15 protein-coding genes are annotated in these 17,519 nt (G+C 71.4%); 10 read left to right on the plus strand and 5 right to left on the minus strand.

Annotated elements, in window-relative coordinates; genetic code table 11:
* Positions 1–6: 6 nt before the first annotated feature.
* On the minus strand, positions 7–558 hold the full coding sequence (locus MSA03_RS09345; RefSeq protein WP_244946385.1) for a copper resistance CopC family protein: 552 nt from the start codon (positions 556–558) through the stop codon (positions 7–9).
* 122 nt (positions 559–680) lie between these two features.
* Here MSA03_RS09345 and MSA03_RS09350 point away from each other — a divergent pair, with 122 nt between their 5' ends.
* The gene (locus MSA03_RS09350) at positions 681–1,070 is read left to right on the plus strand and encodes a four-helix bundle copper-binding protein (RefSeq protein ID WP_244946386.1); all 390 of its coding nucleotides are present in this window, start codon (positions 681–683) and stop codon (positions 1,068–1,070) included.
* Between the two features lie 18 nt (positions 1,071–1,088).
* Here the strand turns inward: MSA03_RS09350 and MSA03_RS09355 are convergent, their stop codons facing one another.
* Positions 1,089–1,436: a hypothetical protein gene (locus tag MSA03_RS09355; RefSeq protein ID WP_147050701.1), complete on the minus strand. Its 348-nt coding sequence runs from the start codon at positions 1,434–1,436 to the stop codon at positions 1,089–1,091.
* Between the two features lie 190 nt (positions 1,437–1,626).
* On the opposite strand from MSA03_RS09355, the gene MSA03_RS09360 reads away from it, so the two are divergent.
* The 3 genes from MSA03_RS09360 (at position 1,627) to MSA03_RS09370 (ending at position 3,447) form a co-directional block, all read left to right on the plus strand.
* Positions 1,627–2,121, plus strand: a complete 495-nt coding sequence (locus MSA03_RS09360) for an FHA domain-containing protein (RefSeq protein WP_028495908.1) — start codon at positions 1,627–1,629, stop codon at positions 2,119–2,121.
* Positions 2,118–2,804: a transcriptional regulator FtsR gene (ftsR, locus tag MSA03_RS09365; RefSeq protein ID WP_028495907.1), complete on the plus strand. Its 687-nt coding sequence runs from the start codon at positions 2,118–2,120 to the stop codon at positions 2,802–2,804. The genes MSA03_RS09360 and ftsR overlap by 4 nt, the downstream gene beginning before the upstream one ends.
* Before the next feature lie 97 nt (positions 2,805–2,901).
* Entirely contained in the window at positions 2,902–3,447 is a 546-nt protein-coding gene (locus MSA03_RS09370) for a MerR family transcriptional regulator (protein ID WP_028495906.1), read from the plus strand.
* 634 nt (positions 3,448–4,081) lie between these two features.
* On the opposite strand, the gene MSA03_RS09375 is transcribed toward MSA03_RS09370, so the two are convergent.
* Positions 4,082–4,888, minus strand: coding sequence for a ParA family protein (locus MSA03_RS09375; RefSeq protein ID WP_028495905.1), 807 nt, complete (start codon positions 4,886–4,888; stop codon positions 4,082–4,084).
* A gap of 91 nt (positions 4,889–4,979) precedes the next feature.
* Here MSA03_RS09375 and MSA03_RS09380 point away from each other — a divergent pair, with 91 nt between their 5' ends.
* From MSA03_RS09380 to MSA03_RS09390, 3 genes are read left to right on the plus strand one after another with little or no spacing between them, the layout of a single operon-like run.
* Positions 4,980–8,387, plus strand: coding sequence for a pyruvate carboxylase (locus tag MSA03_RS09380; protein ID WP_147050703.1), 3,408 nt, complete (start codon positions 4,980–4,982; stop codon positions 8,385–8,387).
* Positions 8,388–8,435: 48 nt separating this feature from the next.
* Positions 8,436–9,887, plus strand: a complete 1,452-nt coding sequence (locus MSA03_RS09385; RefSeq protein WP_174799874.1) for a MinD/ParA family ATP-binding protein — start codon at positions 8,436–8,438, stop codon at positions 9,885–9,887.
* The gene (locus tag MSA03_RS09390; protein WP_028495902.1) at positions 9,887–10,375 is read left to right on the plus strand and encodes a peptide deformylase; all 489 of its coding nucleotides are present in this window, start codon (positions 9,887–9,889) and stop codon (positions 10,373–10,375) included. The genes MSA03_RS09385 and MSA03_RS09390 overlap by 1 nt, the downstream gene beginning before the upstream one ends.
* A gap of 55 nt (positions 10,376–10,430) precedes the next feature.
* Here the strand turns inward: MSA03_RS09390 and MSA03_RS09395 are convergent, their stop codons facing one another.
* Complete coding sequence (locus MSA03_RS09395) at positions 10,431–12,263, minus strand: AMP-dependent synthetase/ligase (protein WP_147050705.1); 1,833 nt, start codon at positions 12,261–12,263, stop codon at positions 10,431–10,433.
* Positions 12,264–12,476: 213 nt separating this feature from the next.
* Here MSA03_RS09395 and MSA03_RS09400 point away from each other — a divergent pair, with 213 nt between their 5' ends.
* Genes MSA03_RS09400 through MSA03_RS09410 form a run of 3 tightly spaced genes read left to right on the plus strand, consistent with a single transcriptional unit; the run spans position 12,477 to position 15,478 of the window.
* The gene (locus MSA03_RS09400) at positions 12,477–13,412 is read left to right on the plus strand and encodes an ROK family glucokinase (RefSeq protein WP_028495900.1); all 936 of its coding nucleotides are present in this window, start codon (positions 12,477–12,479) and stop codon (positions 13,410–13,412) included.
* A 3-nt stretch (positions 13,413–13,415) separates the two neighbouring features.
* The gene (locus MSA03_RS09405; protein WP_051526188.1) at positions 13,416–14,099 is read left to right on the plus strand and encodes a lysophospholipid acyltransferase family protein; all 684 of its coding nucleotides are present in this window, start codon (positions 13,416–13,418) and stop codon (positions 14,097–14,099) included.
* Positions 14,100–14,140: 41 nt separating this feature from the next.
* Complete coding sequence (locus MSA03_RS09410; RefSeq protein ID WP_028495899.1) at positions 14,141–15,478, plus strand: class II 3-deoxy-7-phosphoheptulonate synthase; 1,338 nt, start codon at positions 14,141–14,143, stop codon at positions 15,476–15,478.
* Positions 15,479–15,513: 35 nt separating this feature from the next.
* Here MSA03_RS09410 and pknB read toward each other — a convergent pair whose 3' ends face one another.
* Complete coding sequence (pknB, locus tag MSA03_RS09415; RefSeq protein ID WP_147050707.1) at positions 15,514–17,445, minus strand: Stk1 family PASTA domain-containing Ser/Thr kinase; 1,932 nt, start codon at positions 17,443–17,445, stop codon at positions 15,514–15,516.
* Between the last annotated feature and the right edge of the window lie 74 nt (positions 17,446–17,519).

Raw genomic sequence — 17,519 nt, forward strand, 5'->3', positions numbered from 1 at the left:
TCCAGCCTAGTCCTCGCGGGAGGGTCGTCTCCGTGCCAGCAGGACGGCGGCGAGGATGCCGGCACCGACGACGATCACGCCACCGCCGATGAGGAGAGGCGTCGCATCGAACGTCGATCCGTCGCCGCGGGGGGCGTTCGCTGCCTCGCACGTCGCATCCGCGCCGTCGTCGCCGACCAGGAAGGCGAACTCGCCGGAGATCGGGTGGCTGTCGCTGGAGACCGTCCGCCACAGCACCGTCACGGCGCCCGTCGCCTCGCCGGACAGCGCCTGCGTCACGCGGGTGCCGTCCACGACGGGCGCGCCGTCGGCGAGAGGCGTGCAGGAGGAGTCCAGCACGGAGACCTCGGTGGCCCCGGCGTCGGTCAGCAGCACGCCGGAGAACGTCAGCGTCAGCGACGCGGGCAGCGTCTCCACCGTGGTTCCCGCCGCCGGGTCGGTGCCGATGAGCTCATCGTGCGCGAACGCGGGCGAGGCCGTCACCGCCAGCAGGACTCCGAGCACGAGACCGGCCAGCGCCGTGGCGCGGCGGCGGGGACGAGGAGCGGGGGAGGTCACCCCAACGAGCCTAGCCATGCCTTCCGGAGGGGCGGCCGCCCGCCTAGCATGGCGGCAGGCGGGCACGCCGGCCCGCGGCTGACGAGAGCGGGTACGAGATGGACGCGATGATGAGGGACGCCATGTCGAAGGACATGATGTCGATGGAGGGCATGCCGGAGATCGACATGGCCGTCATGCAGGCGTGTATGGACGCGTGTGCGGCGTGTGAGCAGGCGTGCGTCGTCTGCTCCGTCCAGATGATGGACGGGCAGATGATGGACTGCGCGCCGGCGTGCATGAACTGCGCCGACATGTGCAACACGATGATGCGCGCCATGATGCGGATGCAGGGGATGACGCCGGCATCCCTGATGTCGATGCTCGACGCGTGCATCGCGATGTGTCAGACGTGCATGGACATGTGCATGCCGCACGCCGACATGAGCGCCGTGTGCAAGATGTGCGCGGACTCCTGCCGGGCCTGCATGGACGCGTGCATGGCGATGAAGAACGCGATGTCGATGGCGTGAGCCCCGACCGGTCCGCCGTCAGCCGAGGCGGAGCGCGTTGAACTGCCGCGTGCCGACACTCAGCACGTGGTAGCGGGGATGGAACGCGACGGGCGCGCCCGGCTGCACGGCATCCGCCGCGCCCGCCCCGTTCCAGAGCTCGATCCGCTCGCCGTCCAGCGTGTGGACGATGACCGTGCCGTCGTCGTGCCGCTCGCCCACGAGGGCGTCGACCCACTCGGCCGGCGTCGCGGAGACGAGCCGGGCCTGGATGAGGTGGACCGCATGACCCGGTGCGAACGTCGAGCAGGCTCCGCCGCGAGCGCACATGCACGCCGCGACCTGACGCACCGGGGTGGTCGTGAGGCGGCTGGGCTGCGGGGACACGGGATGCTCCTTGTGACTGAGCCGGTCGTTTCCGGCTGAGGCGGTCTCGGTAGGGAGAGGCTACGTTCCGGCCTCGAGCAGGTCACGCCCGCCGACACACGCGGAAACATTCCGCGCACAGCCCGAACCCCCGATTCGGCCTCTTCCTCGGAGGCCGTGATCCGTTAGGGTGTCAAAGGAGGAGGACACCGTGGAGGACAACGCTCGACCCGACGACGACATCCGGCGCGGCGCCGATGGTCGGGGACGTTCCGGATCGTCGGACACGACCCAGACATTCGGTCACGACGCCGACCTGTCGTTCATCCCGTTCGGGAGCGACTTGAGTGCTGTCGAGGTCGAAGCCATCGGTGCGCTGCCGTCCCGTTCCGCCCTGCTGCTGGTCCGCTCCGGCCCGACGGCGGGAGCCCGCTACCTGCTCGACACGGACGTGACCACGGTCGGTCGACACCCGGAGGCCGACATCTTCTTCGACGATGTCACCGTCTCGCGTCGGCACGCCGAGATCACCCGCACCGGCAACACCTTCGAACTCGTCGACCAGCGCTCCCTCAACGGCACCTACGTCAACGGGGAGCGGGTCGACCGTGCGGCACTGTCCGACGGGGCCGAGCTGCGCATCGGGAAGTTCCGGCTGAACTTCTTCGTGTCGCCTCTCGACCGCGGCGCGGTGACCGGAGAGTGACCCCGGCCGCAGCACCCCGCGGGCGTCCGTCGTCTGCGGGGCACCTCAGCATCGGCCAGGTGCTCGCGCGACTGACGCCCGAGTTCCCGAATCTCACCAGCAGCAAGCTGCGCTTCCTCGAGGTCCAGGGGATCGTCACGCCGATGCGGACCGAGTCCGGCTACCGCAAGTTCTCGCCCGCCGATGTGAACCGGCTCCGCGTGGCACTGACGCTGCAGCGCGACCACTACCTGCCGCTCGCGCGCATCCGGGAGTACCTCGAGGAGCACGGCCCCGACGCGGCCGCCGCACCCGGTGTCCCGGCATCCATCGTGCAGACGGCCCGCCGTTACCACCGCGACGAGCTGCTCAACGCCGCCGGCGCGAAGGCCGGCCTCCTCAACGACGCGATCAGCGCAGGCCTCATCACGGCGGCGGAGACGTTCGACGAGCGTGCGCTCGCGCTGCTGCGCACCCTCGTGGCGCTCGACGCCCACGGCATCCAGCCCCGCCACGTGCGGGGTCTCCGCCAGGCGGCGGAACGCGAGGTCTCGCTCGTCGAGAGCGCGCTCGCGCCGCTGCTGCGCCGGACCGACGCCGCCTCGCGCGGGCGCGCCGGGGAACTCGCTCCCGAGCTGCTGCGACGGCTCGACGAGGTCCGCGCGAGCTTCGTGCACGCGGCCCTCGAGCGGCTGCTGCCCTGACCGCGCGCGACACGCCGAACGCTCAGAGCGGATGTCGTTGCCGCACCGGCATCCCTCATCTAGCGTTAGAGAACGCCATGACACGCAGGAGGCTCACATGAACGCGCATGACGCGCCAGGCGGACAGCCGTTCGCCACCGACCTCCTGTTCACCGACGGCCTGCCGGCCATGGACGACGAGGTGGGCTACCGCGGCGCGGTCGCCGCCCGCGCGGCCGGCATCACGTACCGTCAGCTGGACTACTGGGCCCGCACCGAGCTCGTCGAGCCCACCGTCCGCGGTGCCAGCGGCTCCGGGTCGCAGCGGCTGTACGGCTTCCGCGACATCCTCGTGCTCAAGCTCGTCAAGCGGCTCCTCGACACCGGCATCTCGCTGCAGCAGATCCGCACCGCCGTCGAGCAGCTGCGCGCCGCCGGCATCCGCGACCTCGCCGGCACGACGCTCATGAGCGACGGCGCCTCGGTATACCTGTGCACGTCGAACGACGAGGTCATCGACCTCGTCAGCCGCGGCCAGGGCGTCTTCGGCATCGCCGTCGGCAAGGTGCTGCACGAGGTCGAGTCGACGCTGCTGGACTTCGACCCGCAGGCGCCGGACCCCGTCGACGAACTCGCCGCGCGCCGCTCCGTCAAGACCGCCTGACCCCGCGCCGCCTTCGCCCGGCTCGCCCGGGCGACGCGTCCGCCTGCGGGCCGCGGGTCTTCGCCCGCGCCGACATCCCTTCGCCCGGTCCGGCACGATCGCCCGCGCTGATTCGTTCGCCCGCGCCGATGTGCGGGTGTGCGCCGGTCTGATCCGCGATTTGACGCGGATGAGATTCAGCCCCGATGCTCGACCGCGCCGATGTGCGGGTTGAAGAGCTAGGGACCCGCAGTTTGCCCCGGATCAACGCGCCCGATCTTCGGCCAGGCTGACACCTCCGCCCGCGGCGACACGCTCGCCCGGGCCGCACCTCCCCCCGCGGCGACACGCTCGCCCGCGCCGATGTGCGGGTGTGCGGCGGTCCGACCCGCGATTCGGCGCGGATGAGATTCGGCCCCGGTGCTCGCTCGCGCCGATGTGCGGGTGGAGGAGCGGGGGACCCGCCGTTTGGCGCGGATCAACGCCCCCGATCTTCAGCACGGCTGACACCTCCGCCCGCGGCGACACGCTCGCCCGCGCCGATGTGCGGGTGGAGGAGCGTGGCACCCGCCCTTTGCTGCGGATCCACGCGCGGGCGCGGATGCCGGGCGGCGAGGCACTGGATGCCGGGCGCCGAGGCGCCGACGGCCCGGGGTCAGCCCGCGGCGCCGACGGCGGGGATCCGGCCGGTGCGGACGACCCGATCCAGCAGCGAGTCGAAGTCGGCCGCGAGCTCCTGGGCGGAGTCGCCGGGCCAGATGTGCAGCGGCTTCGCGGCGCCCTGCGCCTGCTGCAGCGACGTGCGCTCCGGCAGCTGCGGCGACAGCACGAGCGGGCCGAACATGTCGCGCAGCTCCTTGATGCGGAACTGGTGCTCGATCGACTGCGGGCGCACGCGGTTCACGACGATGCCGAGGGGCTGCAGGCGCGGCGAGAGACCGCGGCGGATCTCCTCGATCGCGCGCAGCGCGCGGTCGGCGGCGGCCACGGAGAACAGGCCCGGCTCGGTGACGACGATGACGCGGTCGGAGGCCGCCCACGCCGTGCGCGTGAGGGCGTTCAGCGACGGGGCGCAGTCGATCAGGACGAGGTCGTAGTCGGGCTCGATCGTCGCGAGCGCCTCCTCGAGCTTCCACACGTCGCGGACGCTCGGATGCGGTCCGTCGAAGTTGATCGCGGACGGGCTGCCGATCATGACGTCGATCGTGCCGGGGTGCACCTTCGCCCAGCCGCTGGAGGTGATCGCCTGACGGACGACCTTCTCCTTCGGGTTGGCCAGGACGTCGGCGACGTTCAGGCGACCGGCGACCTGGATGTCCATGCCCGTCGAGACATCCGACTGCGGGTCGAGATCGACCACGAGGGTCCGCACGCCCCGGGCGAACGCGGCAGAGGCGAGGCCCAACGTCACGGTCGTCTTGCCGACGCCGCCCTTCAGGGAGCTGACCGAGAGTACGTGCACGAGGCTCTACGTTACCTTCCCCTAGGCTGAGAGGGTACTCAGCCCGCTCGTGGCGGCCGCGCAGTGGCGCCCTAGGTCCATAGAGGTGCAGATGTTCCGCAAGATCCTGGTCGCAAACCGCGGTGAGATCGCTATCCGCGCATTCCGCGCAGCGTTCGAACTGGGGGCGCGCACCGTCGCCGTGTTCCCGTACGAGGACCGCTTCTCGTTGCACCGGCTGAAGGCCGACGAGGCATACGAGATCGGCGAGAAGGGCCACCCGGTCCGCGCCTACCTCGACGTCGCCGAGATCATCCGCGTCGCGAAGGAGAGCGGGGCGGATGCCATCTACCCCGGCTACGGCTTCCTCTCCGAGAACCCGGAGCTCGCCGCGCAGGCGGCTGCGAACGGCATCGCGTTCATCGGCCCGCCCGCCCGCGCCCTCGAGATGGCCGGCAACAAGGTCACCGCGAAGGAGCACGCCGTCGCCGCCGGCGTCCCCGTGCTCCGCTCCACGCCGGCCTCCGACGACGTCGACCTCCTCCTCGGGCAGGCCGACGACATCGGCTTCCCGATCTTCGTCAAGGCGGTCGCCGGCGGCGGCGGACGCGGCATGCGCCGCGTCGAGTCCAAGGATCAGCTGGCGCCCGCCCTCGCCGAGGCGATGCGCGAGGCCGACAGCGCCTTCGGCGACGCGCGCGTGTTCCTCGAGCAGGCCGTCCAGCGGCCCCGCCACGTCGAGGTGCAGATCCTCGCCGACAAGACCGGGCACACCGTGCACCTCTTCGAGCGGGACTGCTCCGTGCAGCGCCGCCACCAGAAGGTCGTCGAGATCGCCCCCGCGCCGAACCTCGACGACGGCGTCCGCACCGCCCTGCACGCCTACGCCGTCGCGTTCGCGGAGTCGATCGGCTACGAGAACGCCGGCACGGTCGAGTTCCTCCTCGAGACCGCCGGTCCCCGCACCGGCGAGGTCGTCTTCATCGAGATGAACCCGCGCATCCAGGTCGAGCACACCGTGACCGAGGAGGTCACCGACGTCGACCTCGTCCAGTCGCAGATGCGCATCGCCGCCGGGCAGACCCTCGAGGAGCTGGGCCTGCGCCAGGAGGACATCCGGCTGCGTGGTGCCGCGCTCCAGTGCCGCATCACGACCGAGGACCCGACGCAGGGCTTCCGCCCCGATACGGGCAAGATCACCACCTACCGCTCGCCCGGCGGGGCCGGCATCCGCCTGGACGGCGGCACGACCGCCGCCGGCTCGCAGGTGAGCCCCCACTTCGACTCGATGCTCGCGAAGCTCACCTGCCGCGGACGCGACTTCGCCTCCGCCGTGCAGCGCTCGCGGCGTGCTCTGGCGGAGTTCCGCATCCGCGGCGTCTCGACGAACATCCCCTTCCTGCAGCGCGTGCTCGATGACCCGGCGTTCATCGCCGGCGACCTCTCCACCTCGTTCATCGACGAGCGACCGGAGCTGGTCAAGGGCAAGGAGTCCAAGGACCGCGGCTCGAAGCTCGTCGCCTGGCTCGCCGACACGACCGTCAACCGCCCGAACGGCGACAACCCGCTCACCGTCGACCCCGCCTCGAAGCTCCCGAACGTCGACCTCACCACCGAGCCGGCACCCGGATCGCGGCAGCGGCTCCTCGAGCTCGGCCCCGCCGGCTTCGCGAAGGCGCTGCGCGAGCAGACCGCGCTCGCGGTCACCGAGACGACGTTCCGCGACGCCCACCAGTCGCTGCTCGCGACGCGTGTGCGCACGAAGGACCTCGTCACGGTCGCGCCCTACGTCGCCCGCCTGACCCCGCAGCTGCTGTCCGTCGAGGCGTGGGGCGGGGCGACGTACGACGTCGCGCTGCGCTTCCTCGGCGAGGACCCGTGGGAGCGCCTGGACGCGCTGCGCGCGGCGCTGCCGAACGTCGCGATCCAGATGCTGCTGCGCGGCCGCAACACCGTGGGCTACACGCCGTACCCCACCGCCGTCACCGACGCCTTCGTGAGCGAGGCCGCCGCGAGCGGCGTCGACATCTTCCGGATCTTCGACGCCCTCAACGACGTGTCGCAGATGCGTCCGGCGATCGAATCGGTCCTGCAGACCGGCACCGCCGTCGCCGAGGTCGCCGTCTGCTACACCGGTGACCTGCTGTCTCCGAGCGAGGACCTCTACACGCTGGACTACTACCTGCGCCTCGCGGAGCAGATCGTGGATGCCGGTGCGCACATCCTCGCGATCAAGGACATGGCCGGGCTCCTCCGCCCTGCCGCTGCCGCACGTCTCGTCACGGCCCTGCGGGAGCGCTTCGACCTGCCGGTGCACGTCCACACGCACGACACCGCCGGCGGGCAGCTCGCGACGCTGCTGGCCGCGAGCGCCGCGGGTGCGGATGCCGTCGACGCGGCCGCCGCCCCCATGGCCGGGACCACGAGCCAGCCCTCCCTCTCCGCCCTCGTCGCAGCCCTCGCGCACACGGAGCGCGAGACCGGACTCGACCTCGGCGCCGTGGCGGACCTCGAGCCGTACTGGGAGGCCGTGCGCCACATGTACCGCCCGTTCGAGTCGGGGCTCCCGGGCCCCACGGGCCGCGTCTACCACCACGAGATCCCCGGCGGCCAGCTCTCGAACCTCCGCCAGCAGGCGATCGCGCTGGGGCTCGCGGACGACTTCGAGCTCATCGAGGACATGTACGCCGGGGCGAACGCCATCCTCGGCCGCGTGCCGAAGGTGACCCCGTCGTCGAAGGTCGTGGGCGACCTCGCGCTGCACCTCGCCGCCGTCAAAGCCGACCCCGCCGACTTCGAGGCAAACCCCGAGAAGTACGACGTGCCGGACTCGGTGGTCGGCTTCATGGCCGGTGAGCTCGGCGACCTGCCGGGCGGGTGGCCGGAGCCGTTCCGCACGAAGGTGCTGCGGGGGCGCGAGGTGCGCGTCGGCGTCACCGAGATCTCCGACGAGGACACCGCGGCTCTCGCGGCCGACTCCGCGACGCGCCGCCACACCCTCAACACGCTGCTCTTCCCGGCGCCGACCCGGGCGTTCCGCGAGGTGCGCGACACGTACGGCGACCTCAGCGTGCTCGACACCGCCGACTACCTGTACGGTCTCGTGCCGGGCACCGAGCACGTCGTGGAGATCGAGCGCGGCGTGCAGCTGTACTTCGGGCTGGAAGCCATCGGCGAGGCCGATGACAAGGGCATGCGCACCGTCATGACCACCATGAACGGGCAGCTGCGGCCGGTCTTCGTGCGCGACCGCGGCATCACGGTCGAGGCGCGGCAGGCGGAGCGGGCCGACACATCGCGTCCGGGCCAGGTCGCGGCCCCCTTCTCCGGCGTCGTGACGCTGAAGGCCGGGGTCGGCGACACGGTCACGGCCGGTCAGCCGGTCGCGTCCATCGAGGCCATGAAGATGGAAGCGGCCATCACCGCATCCGTCGACGGCGTCGTCGAACGGCTCGCGATCCCCGCCACGGCGCAGGTGGAGGCGGGTGACCTTTTGCTGGTCGTCCGCCCCGCCGAGTAGTCTGGAACGTCGGGCGGACCGCCCGACAGCGACGTGGAGTGAGCACCAGTGACCCCTGACCGCAACAACCCGACGCCCGACGATCCCGAGAACGGCGTCCTCGACAGCACCGACAGCATCGACACGACGGGCATCGGCATCATCGACGGCGCCACGGCGCAGGTCGAGGTCGCGCTGCCGGCGTACGCCGCGGACGATGACGACGTCGACGACGACGTGGTCGACGACGGCCGCACGGAGCTCCTCGAGCAGGACGACGCCCCGACCGACGAGGTCATCGACACGGCGGCATCCGAGCCCGCGACGATCCACACCGACGACGTCACGGTCATCCCCGCCGAGGACGCGGCTCCTCCCGCGCCGGCGGCGGACGACGCCGACATCGAGGACGCCGTGATCGTCCCGTCCGTCACCGGGCCCCAGCCCGCCACGCGGCGCGCGGCGCACCACCTCGACGACGTCGACGCGAAGCACGCCGTCGAGCGCCTGCGCCACCCGCGCCCCGCCGACGTCTCGCTCCAGTCCCGCCGGCTCGACGACTTCGAGGCGAGCCGCGAGACCCCCGACCTGCTCACCGCCGACCGCCTGCTCGACCCCGCGCACGTCGTGCGCCCCGAGCCGGAGGGCGTCTGGCAGCACCTGCTCTACGTCGTCTCCGGTCACCGCCTCAACCTCGGGGACAGCAAGCGCGCCCGCGCCCGCAAGGAGATGGATCGCCGCATCGCGGCGCCCCTCACCGGCGGCGCGAAGTTCGTGCCGGTGCTGTCCCGCAAGGGCGGCGTCGGCAAGACGACCGTCACGACACTCCTCGGGATGGCGCTGGCCGACGCCAGGGAAGACCGGGTCATCGCGGTGGATGCCAACCCCGACCGCGGCACGCTCGCCGAGCGCGTCGGCAGCACGAGCGGCAAGACCGTCCGTGACCTCGTCCGCATGCGCGGCGAGGTCGTGGGCTTCAATGACCTCTCCGCGGTCGTCGCGCGGGATGAGACGCGTCTGGATGTGCTCGCCTCCGACGCCGACCCGCGCGTGTCCGAGGCGTTCAACGACCGCGACTACCACGACGTCGCCGCCGTGGCCGCGCACTACTACTCCGTCGTGCTGACCGACACCGGCACCGGCATCGTCCACTCCGTCATGGAGGCGACCCTCGAGCTGGCCGATCAGCTCGTCGTCGTCGCCGGCATGAGCGTCGACGAGGCGCGTCTCGCGTCCGAGACGCTGACCTGGCTGGAGACGAACGGCTTCGCCGAGCAGGTGCGCGGCGCCGTCGTCGTGCTGAACACCTCGCGCCCCGGTACGCCGCTCGTGCGCGCAGCCGAGCTCGAGGCGCACTTCCGCAGCCGTGTGCGCACCGTCGTGCGCGTCCCGTACGACCCGCACATCGCCGCCGGCAGTGCCATCAGCTTCCGCGAGCTCCGCCCCGAGACGCGCCTGGCCGCCCGCGAGGTCGCCGCCGCCGTCGTGGAGGGCCTGCGCGCCCTGTCCGCCGCCGCCTGATGGCCGTCCGTCCCATCCGCCTGTTCGGCGACCCCGTCCTCCGCACGCCCAGCGCGCCCGTGGACGTCGTCGACGACGGCATCCGCGCCCTCGTCCGCGATCTGCTCGATTCGGTCGAGCCCGCCGGCCGCGCGGGTGTCGCCGCGCCGCAGATCGGCGTCGGCCTCCGCGCGTTCAGCTACAACATCGACGGCGACATCGGGTACGTGCTGAACCCGGTGCTCGAGGTATCCGGCGACCCCGAGCCCGTCGGCGAGGGCTGCCTGTCGGTGCCCGGCTTGTGGCACGACGCGATCCGTCACCCGCACGCGAAGGTCACGGGCATCGACCTCGACGGCAACGAGATCGTGCTGGAGGGCGACGGGCTGCTCGCCCAGGCCCTGCAGCACGAGTGCGACCACCTCGACGGGAAGCTCTACCTCGACCGGCTCCCGGCGGAGACCCGCCGGCAGGCGATGCGCGAGATCCGCGAATCCAGCTGGTTCTGACAGCGGAGAGGGGCCCGGGCGGATGCCCGGGCTCCTCTCCGCGTCATCCGCCCGGTCAGCCGAGCGACACGTTCGTCGTGTTGACCGGCACCGCGTAGAGCTCCTCGACCTGGTCGGCGAAGTCGCTCATGATGACGTTCCGCTTGATGCTCATCTTCGGCGTCAGGTGGCCACTGGCCTCCGTCCACTCCGAGTCGAGGATCGCGAACTTGCGGATCGACTCGGCCCGCGAGACGTTCTTGTTCGCGATGTCGATGGCACGCTGGACCTCCGCGCGCACCTTCGGATCCTTCGCGGCGTCCGCGAGCGACATGTCGGCGGGCAGGTCGTTGTTCGCGAGCCACGTCGGCAGCATCTCGGAGTCGAGCGTGATCAGCGCGCCGATGAACGGCTTCTGGTCGCCCACGACGACGACCTGGCCGACGATCGGGTTGGCGCGGATCGGGTCCTCGAGGGCGGCCGGGGCGACGTTCTTGCCGCCGGCGGTGACGAGGATCTCCTTCTTGCGGCCCGTGATGGTGAGGAAGCCCTCCTCGTCGAACGCGCCGACGTCACCGGTCTTGAACCAGCCGTCGTCGAACGCCTCGGCGGTCGCCTCCGGGTTCCGCCAGTACTCCTTGAAGACGTTGATCCCGCGCACCTCGATCTCGCCGTCGTCGGCGAGGCGGACGCCGACACCGGGGAGCACGGGGCCCACGGTGCCGATCTTCGACTTCGTCGCGAGGTTCACCGTCGCCGGGGCGGTCGTCTCGGTGAGACCGTAGCCCTCGAGGATCGTGACGCCGAGGCTGTGGAAGAAGTGCCCGAGGCGCGGGCCCAGGGGAGCGGAGCCGGAGACGGCGTACTGGACGTTCCCGCCCATGGCGGTGCGGAGCTTGCCGTAGACGAGCTTGTCGAAGAGGCGGAACTTGATCGTCGTCAGCAGCGGGACCTTCTTGCCCTCCTGCTTGAGGCGGGAGTGCTCGACGGCGGTGTGCGCGGCGGCGCGGAAGATCTTGCCCTTGCCGCCGGCCTCCGCCTTCTGCTCTGCCGAGTTGTACACCTTCTCGAACACGCGCGGCACGGCGAGGAGGAACGTCGGCTTGAAGGAGCCGAGCGCGGGCAGCAGCTGCTTCGTGTCGGGCTGGTGGCCCGTCTTCACGCCGGCGTGGATGTCGAGGATCGAGATGAACCGTGCGAACACGTGCGCCGTCGTGATGAACAGCAGCGTGGACGCGCCCGGCTTGGCGACGACCTCGTGCAGCGCCTTCGCGGAGTTGCGGCTCAGTTCGACGAAGTTGCTGTGCGTGAGCACGCAGCCCTTCGGGCGGCCCGTCGAGCCGGACGTGTAGATGAGGGTCGCGATGTCGCTGCCCACGGCGAGGCCGCGGCGGCGCTGGATCTCCTCGTCGGCGACGTCGGCGCCCGTGGTGCGAAGCGTGTCGAGGTGGCCCTCGTCCATGACCCAGACGTCGCGGATGAGCGGCACCTCGGCGCGGATCTCGGCGATGCGGGCGGCGTGCTCCGCCGACTCGGCGATGACGGCGATGGCGCCGGAGTCGGAGAGGATCCAGCTCACCTGCGCCGCGGAGCTGGTCTCGTAGATCGGTACCATCACGGCACCGGCATAGAACAGCGCGAAGTCGACGAGGGTCCAGTGGTAGGTCGTGCGGGCGATGAACCCGACCTTGTCGCCGGGCTGGATGCCGGAGGCTGCGAGCCCCTTCGCGAGCGCGATGACCTCGCGCTCGAACTCGGCGGCGGTGATGTCGCGCCAGCCGTCGCCCTCCGGAACGGCGAAGAGCGCGAGCGAGGGCGTCGCCTTCACACGCTCGGCGAGAAGATCGGCGACGTTCGCCTGCGGGTCCGCGGGGACGATGGCAGGGACTTCGAACTGGACGGCGCTCATGGGCGGCAACTCCTTCGGTACCGGGTGGCGTCGGATGTGACGGGTTGGCACGAGTCTAGTCGCCCGCAGGCGCCTGCTAGTGAGACTCGGGTTCATCAATTGTGAAACCGGGATTCACCCGTTTCCAGCACGGCCGCCGCGCCTGCGGCGGCGACCGCCTGCGCACTAGAATTCACGGATGCCCCGCGGCGCACGCGGGCGGAAGGGATACGTGTGCTGAACGTCGGCATCGACATCGGCGGGACCAAGATCGCCGGTGGCGTCGTGGCAGAGGACGGGACGATCGTCGAGCAGCTGCGCGTCCCCACCCCGGTGGATCCCGCAGCACTCGCCGACGCGGTCGCAGCCATGGTGCGCGAACTGGCATCCCGGCACGACGTGCACGCCGTCGGCGTCGCCGCGGCGGGCTTCATCGACGCGACACGCTCCGTCATCATCCACGCGCCGAACATCGACTGGACCAACGAGCCGCTGCGCGCGGAGCTCGAGACCCGCATCGGCCGTCCCGTGACCCTCGAGAACGACGCGAACGCCGCCGGGTGGGGCGAGTACCGGTTCGGCGCCGGTCGGGGCTCCCGCAACATGGCGATGCTCACGATGGGCACGGGTGTGGGCGGCGCCGTCATCATCGACGGTGCGCTCCTCATCGGCGGCAACGGGATCGGCGGGGAGCTCGGCCACATCCGCTTCGTCCGCGGCGGCCGTCCCTGCGGGTGCGGGCAGAACGGATGCCTCGAGCAGTATGCCTCCGGGCGGGCGCTGCAGCGGGAGGCGAACGACATCGCGGACGCCGGCGGGATCGGCGCGCCCCTCGCCGCGATGCGCGACCCGGACGGGCACCTGCACGGCGCCGCCATCGCGCAGCTCGTCCTGGCGGACGACCCCGGCGCGCTCGAGGCGCTCCGCCGCGTGGCGACCGCCCTGGGCGAGGCGTGCGGCGGCTTCCAGGCGGTGCTCGACCCCGACCTCTTCGTCATCGGCGGGGGAGTGGCGAGCCTCGGCGACCGGCTGCTGGACCCCGTGCAGCTCGCCTACTCGACGGCGCTCCCGGGCTACGGCGACCGGCCCGTGGCATCCTTCGCGATCGCGACCCTCGGCAACGACGCGGGTCTCATCGGCGTGGCCGACCTCGCGAGGATCCGGGGCTGACCGATGTTCTACTGGTTCATGAAATACGTGGTCATCGGACCGATCGTGAAGGCGATCTTCCGGCCATGGATCGTGGGCCGCAACAACATCCCCTCCTCCGGTGCCGCCATCCTCGCGAGCAACCACCTGTCGGTGAGTGACTCGATTTTCCTGCCGCTCATGATCGACCGGCCCATGTCGTTCCTCGCGAAGAGCGACTACTTCACGGGGAAGGGCATCAAGGGCTGGTCGACCCGCATGTTCATGAAGGCGACCGGCCAGATCCCGATCGACCGCGGCGGCGGGAAGGCGTCGGAGGCGTCGCTGAACACTGGCCTGCAGGTGCTGGGCCGCGGCGACCTGCTCGGCATCTACCCGGAGGGCACCCGCAGCCCCGACGGCAAGCTCTACCGCGGCCGCACGGGCCTCGCGCGGATGGCGCTGGAGGCGCACGTCCCGGTCGTGCCCGTCGTCATGGTCGACACCGGCGCGATCATGCCCATCGGCCGCACGATCCCGCGCATCGGCCGCGTCGGCATCGTCATCGGCGAGCCGCTGGACTTCTCCCGCTTCCGCGGGATGGAGGGCGACCGGTACGTCCTGCGCTCCGTCACCGACGAGATCATGGTCGCCCTGCAGCGCCTCGGCGAGCAGGAGTACGAGGACGTCTACGCGTCGACCGTCAAGGGCCGCCGCCCGCCCGCGTAGCAAAGGCGAGAGGGGTGTTTCCGCGCCGGTAGACTGACCGAATGCCCTCCCCGCAGCACGATCTCGACCACTGGCGCACGCTCCCGATCAAGCAGCAGCCGCTGTGGGGCGACCTGGATGCCGTGGCCGCCGTGTCGAACGAGATCTCGACGCTCCCGCCGCTCGTCTTCGCCGGCGAGGTCGACCTCCTCCGCGAGCGCCTGGCGCGCGCGGCCAGCGGCCAGGCGTTCCTCCTGCAGGGCGGCGACTGCGCCGAGACGTTCGCCGGCGCGACCGCCGAGCAGATCCGCAACCGCATCAAGACGGTGCTGCAGATGGCCGTGGTCCTCACCTACGGGGCCTCGATGCCCATCGTGAAGATGGGGCGCATGGCCGGGCAGTTCGCCAAGCCCCGCTCCAGCGACACCGAGACCCGCGGCGAGGTGACGCTGCCGGCCTACCGGGGCGACATCGTCAACGGCTACGACTTCACCGAGGCCTCGCGCGCCGCCGATCCGCAGCGTCTGCTGAAGGGGTATCACACGGCCGCCTCGACGCTGAACCTCATCCGCGCGTTCACGCAGGGGGGCTTCGCCGACCTCCGCGAGGTGCACAGCTGGAACCGCGGTTTCGCGGAGAACCCGGCCAACGAGCGCTACGAGGGCCTCGCCGGCGAGATCGACCGCGCCATCAAGTTCATGGAGGCCGCGGGCGCCAACTTCGACGAGCTGCGCCGCGTCGAGTTCTACACGGGGCACGAGGGGCTCCTGATGGACTACGAGCGGCCCATGACGCGCATCGACTCGCGCACCGGCACGCCGTACAACACGTCCGCGCACTTCCTGTGGATCGGGGAGCGCACGCGCGACCTCGACGGCGCGCACGTCGACTACTTCTCGAAGATCCGCAACCCCATCGGCGTCAAGCTCGGCCCCACGACGTCGCCGGAGACGGCACTGGCGCTCATCGACAAGCTCGACCCGGAGCGCGAGCCCGGCCGCCTGACCTTCATCACGCGCATGGGTGCCGGCAAGATCCGCGATGCGCTGCCCCCGCTCCTGGAGGCCGTGAGGGACGCCGGGGCGACGCCGCTGTGGGTCACCGACCCCATGCACGGCAACGGCATCACGACGCCGACCGGCTACAAGACGCGGCGCTTCGACGACGTCGTGGACGAGGTGCGCGGCTTCTTCGAGGCGCACCGCGCCGTCGGCACGTTCGCCGGCGGCATCCACGTCGAGCTCACCGGCGACGACGTGACGGAGTGCCTGGGCGGCTCGGAGATGATCGACGAGGCCACCCTCGCGACCCGCTACGAGAGCCTGTGCGACCCGCGCCTGAATCACATGCAGAGCCTCGAGCTCGCGTTCCTCGTCGCCGAGGAGCTCGAGAAGCGCTGACCCGCTGCTCCTGGTCCCCGCGCGTTCGCGCGGGGTCAGCCGGTGGCGGTGATCTGGATCGTGACCGTCGTCCCGGCCCGGCGGAACGCGCCACCCTCGGGGTCCTGCGCGGTGACCTTCGTGAGACCGTCCGGCCACACGTTCCAGAGCGGGGAGTAGTTGACCTCGAAGCCGGCGTCCCGCAGGCGCTGCGCGGCGTTGTCGCGCGTCTGGCCGACGACGCCGGGGATCTCGAACAGCTGCGGGCCCTTCGAGACCACGAGGGGGATCGTGTCGCCGGGGCGGAAGTTCCCGCCGTCCGCGCGGGCGCCCATGCTGATGACGCGGCCCTGCTCGACCTTGTCGCTGAACGCCTCGGTCACCTCGGGGGTGAGCTCGACGGCCGTGAGCTTCTCCCGCGCCGCGTCGACGCTGTTGCCGACGACGTCCGGGACAGGGCCGAGCGACACGTACAGGTCGGCGCCGGAGCCCTCCAGCGCGGTGCAGCCGTCCTTGCAGTCGACACCCGCGCCGCCGTCGCGCGGCGTGAGGGTCGCGTCGATGACGGTGCCTTCGGCGGCATCCGTGAACCGGGAGTGGGTCGCCGTGACGGTCATCCGGATGTCGGCGAGGGCCTGCGTGGCCTGCTCCAGCGTCATCCCGGACAGCGTCGGCACCTGCTGCGAGGCGGGACCGGCGGAGACCACGACCGTGACCTCCGCCTCCTTCTCCACGCGCGCGCCCTCGCCGGGCTCGGAGCGGATCACGAGGCCCGCATCGACCTCGAGGCTCGTGTCGCTGCCCTCGACGGCCCGCAGCCCGAACTCCGCGAGCTCGGCCTGGGCCTCCGCGAACGTGCCGCCCCGGACGTCGGGCACCGCGATGAGCGAGCCCGGCCCCGACCCGAACCACCAGCCGACCCCGCCGGCGGCACCGGCCAGGATCAGCACGAGGACGAGGATCCAGACGCCCTTCGCCGCGTTGCGACGCGTGCGGCGGCGCAGCCGCGTCGCGTTGTCCTCGTCGGTCGTGACGGTCGGCGCCGTGAACGTGCCGGGCATCACCTTCGTGAGCTCGCCGGAGTCCAGTCCGTCGGCGTCGGCGAGCACGGCGGGGGAGGTGCGCACGACCTGCGGGTAGACGCCGAGGTCCTTCTCGATCTCGCGGAGCCGGTCGAGCATGGCCCGCGCGTCGACGGGGCGGTCGTCGGGCTCCCGCTCGGTGGCCCACATGACGAGCTCGTCGAACTGCTCCGGCACGCCCGGGTTCTTCGCGCTCGGCCGGGGCACAGAGTCGGTGGCGTGCTGGTAGGCGATCTGCATCGGCTGCTCGCCCTTGTAGGGCTGCTCGCCCACGAGCATCTCGTAGAGCATGATGCCGAGCGCGTAGATGTCGCTGCGGGCGTCGGCCGTGCCGCGTGTGACGAGCTCGGGCGCGAGGTACGCGATCGTGCCGAGGAGCATCTGACCCGTCGCGGTGTTCGCGCTCGTCGCCCGGGCCAGGCCGAAGTCGCCGATCTTGATGCGGCCGTCCTCGGCCAGCAGCACGTTCTCCGGCTTCACGTCTCGGTGCACGATCCCGGCGCGGTGCGCGGCGGCGAGGCCGGAGAGGACGGCATCCATGATGGTGATGGTCTGCGGGATCGTGAGGCGTCGCTGCTCGCGCAGCAGCTCGCGCATCGTGATGCCGGGCAGATACTCCATGACGAGGTACGCCATCTCGCCGTCCTGGCCCTGATCGAACACGTTCACGACGTGCGGATCGGCCAGGCGCGCGGCGGAGCGCGCCTCCTGGATGAACCGGCTCTGGAACACCGTGTCGTCGGACAGGTGACTGTGCATGACCTTGAGGGCGACCCGTCGCTCGAGGCGCAGATCGGTCGCGACGTAGACCGTCGCCATGCCTCCGCGGGCGATGCGAGCACGCACGCGGTATCGGCCGTCGACCAGACGGCCGATCAGCGGATCCGTCTGCTGGCTCGTGCTCACGCGAAGAGTCTACGGAGCGGATGCCCCGACGCCGGGCAGCGGCTCACCCCCGAACCGCGCGGGGTCGCGGGCGA

Source organism: Microbacterium saccharophilum, from assembly GCF_007992455.1.
In the GTDB taxonomy this organism is placed as follows: domain Bacteria; phylum Actinomycetota; class Actinomycetes; order Actinomycetales; family Microbacteriaceae; genus Microbacterium; species Microbacterium saccharophilum.

Coding starts and splice junctions, on each gene's coding strand:
- MSA03_RS09390 (WP_028495902.1), top strand. CDS start 9,887: ATGGCCGTCCGTCCCATCCGCCTGTTCGGCGACCCCGTCCTCCGCACG.
- MSA03_RS09370 (WP_028495906.1), top strand. CDS start 2,902: ATGAACGCGCATGACGCGCCAGGCGGACAGCCGTTCGCCACCGACCTC.
- MSA03_RS09350 (WP_244946386.1), top strand. CDS start 681: ATGTCGAAGGACATGATGTCGATGGAGGGCATGCCGGAGATCGACATG.
- MSA03_RS09405 (WP_051526188.1), top strand. CDS start 13,416: ATGTTCTACTGGTTCATGAAATACGTGGTCATCGGACCGATCGTGAAG.
- MSA03_RS09410 (WP_028495899.1), top strand. CDS start 14,141: ATGCCCTCCCCGCAGCACGATCTCGACCACTGGCGCACGCTCCCGATC.
- MSA03_RS09380 (WP_147050703.1), top strand. CDS start 4,980: ATGTTCCGCAAGATCCTGGTCGCAAACCGCGGTGAGATCGCTATCCGC.
- MSA03_RS09395 (WP_147050705.1), bottom strand. CDS start 12,263: ATGAGCGCCGTCCAGTTCGAAGTCCCTGCCATCGTCCCCGCGGACCCG.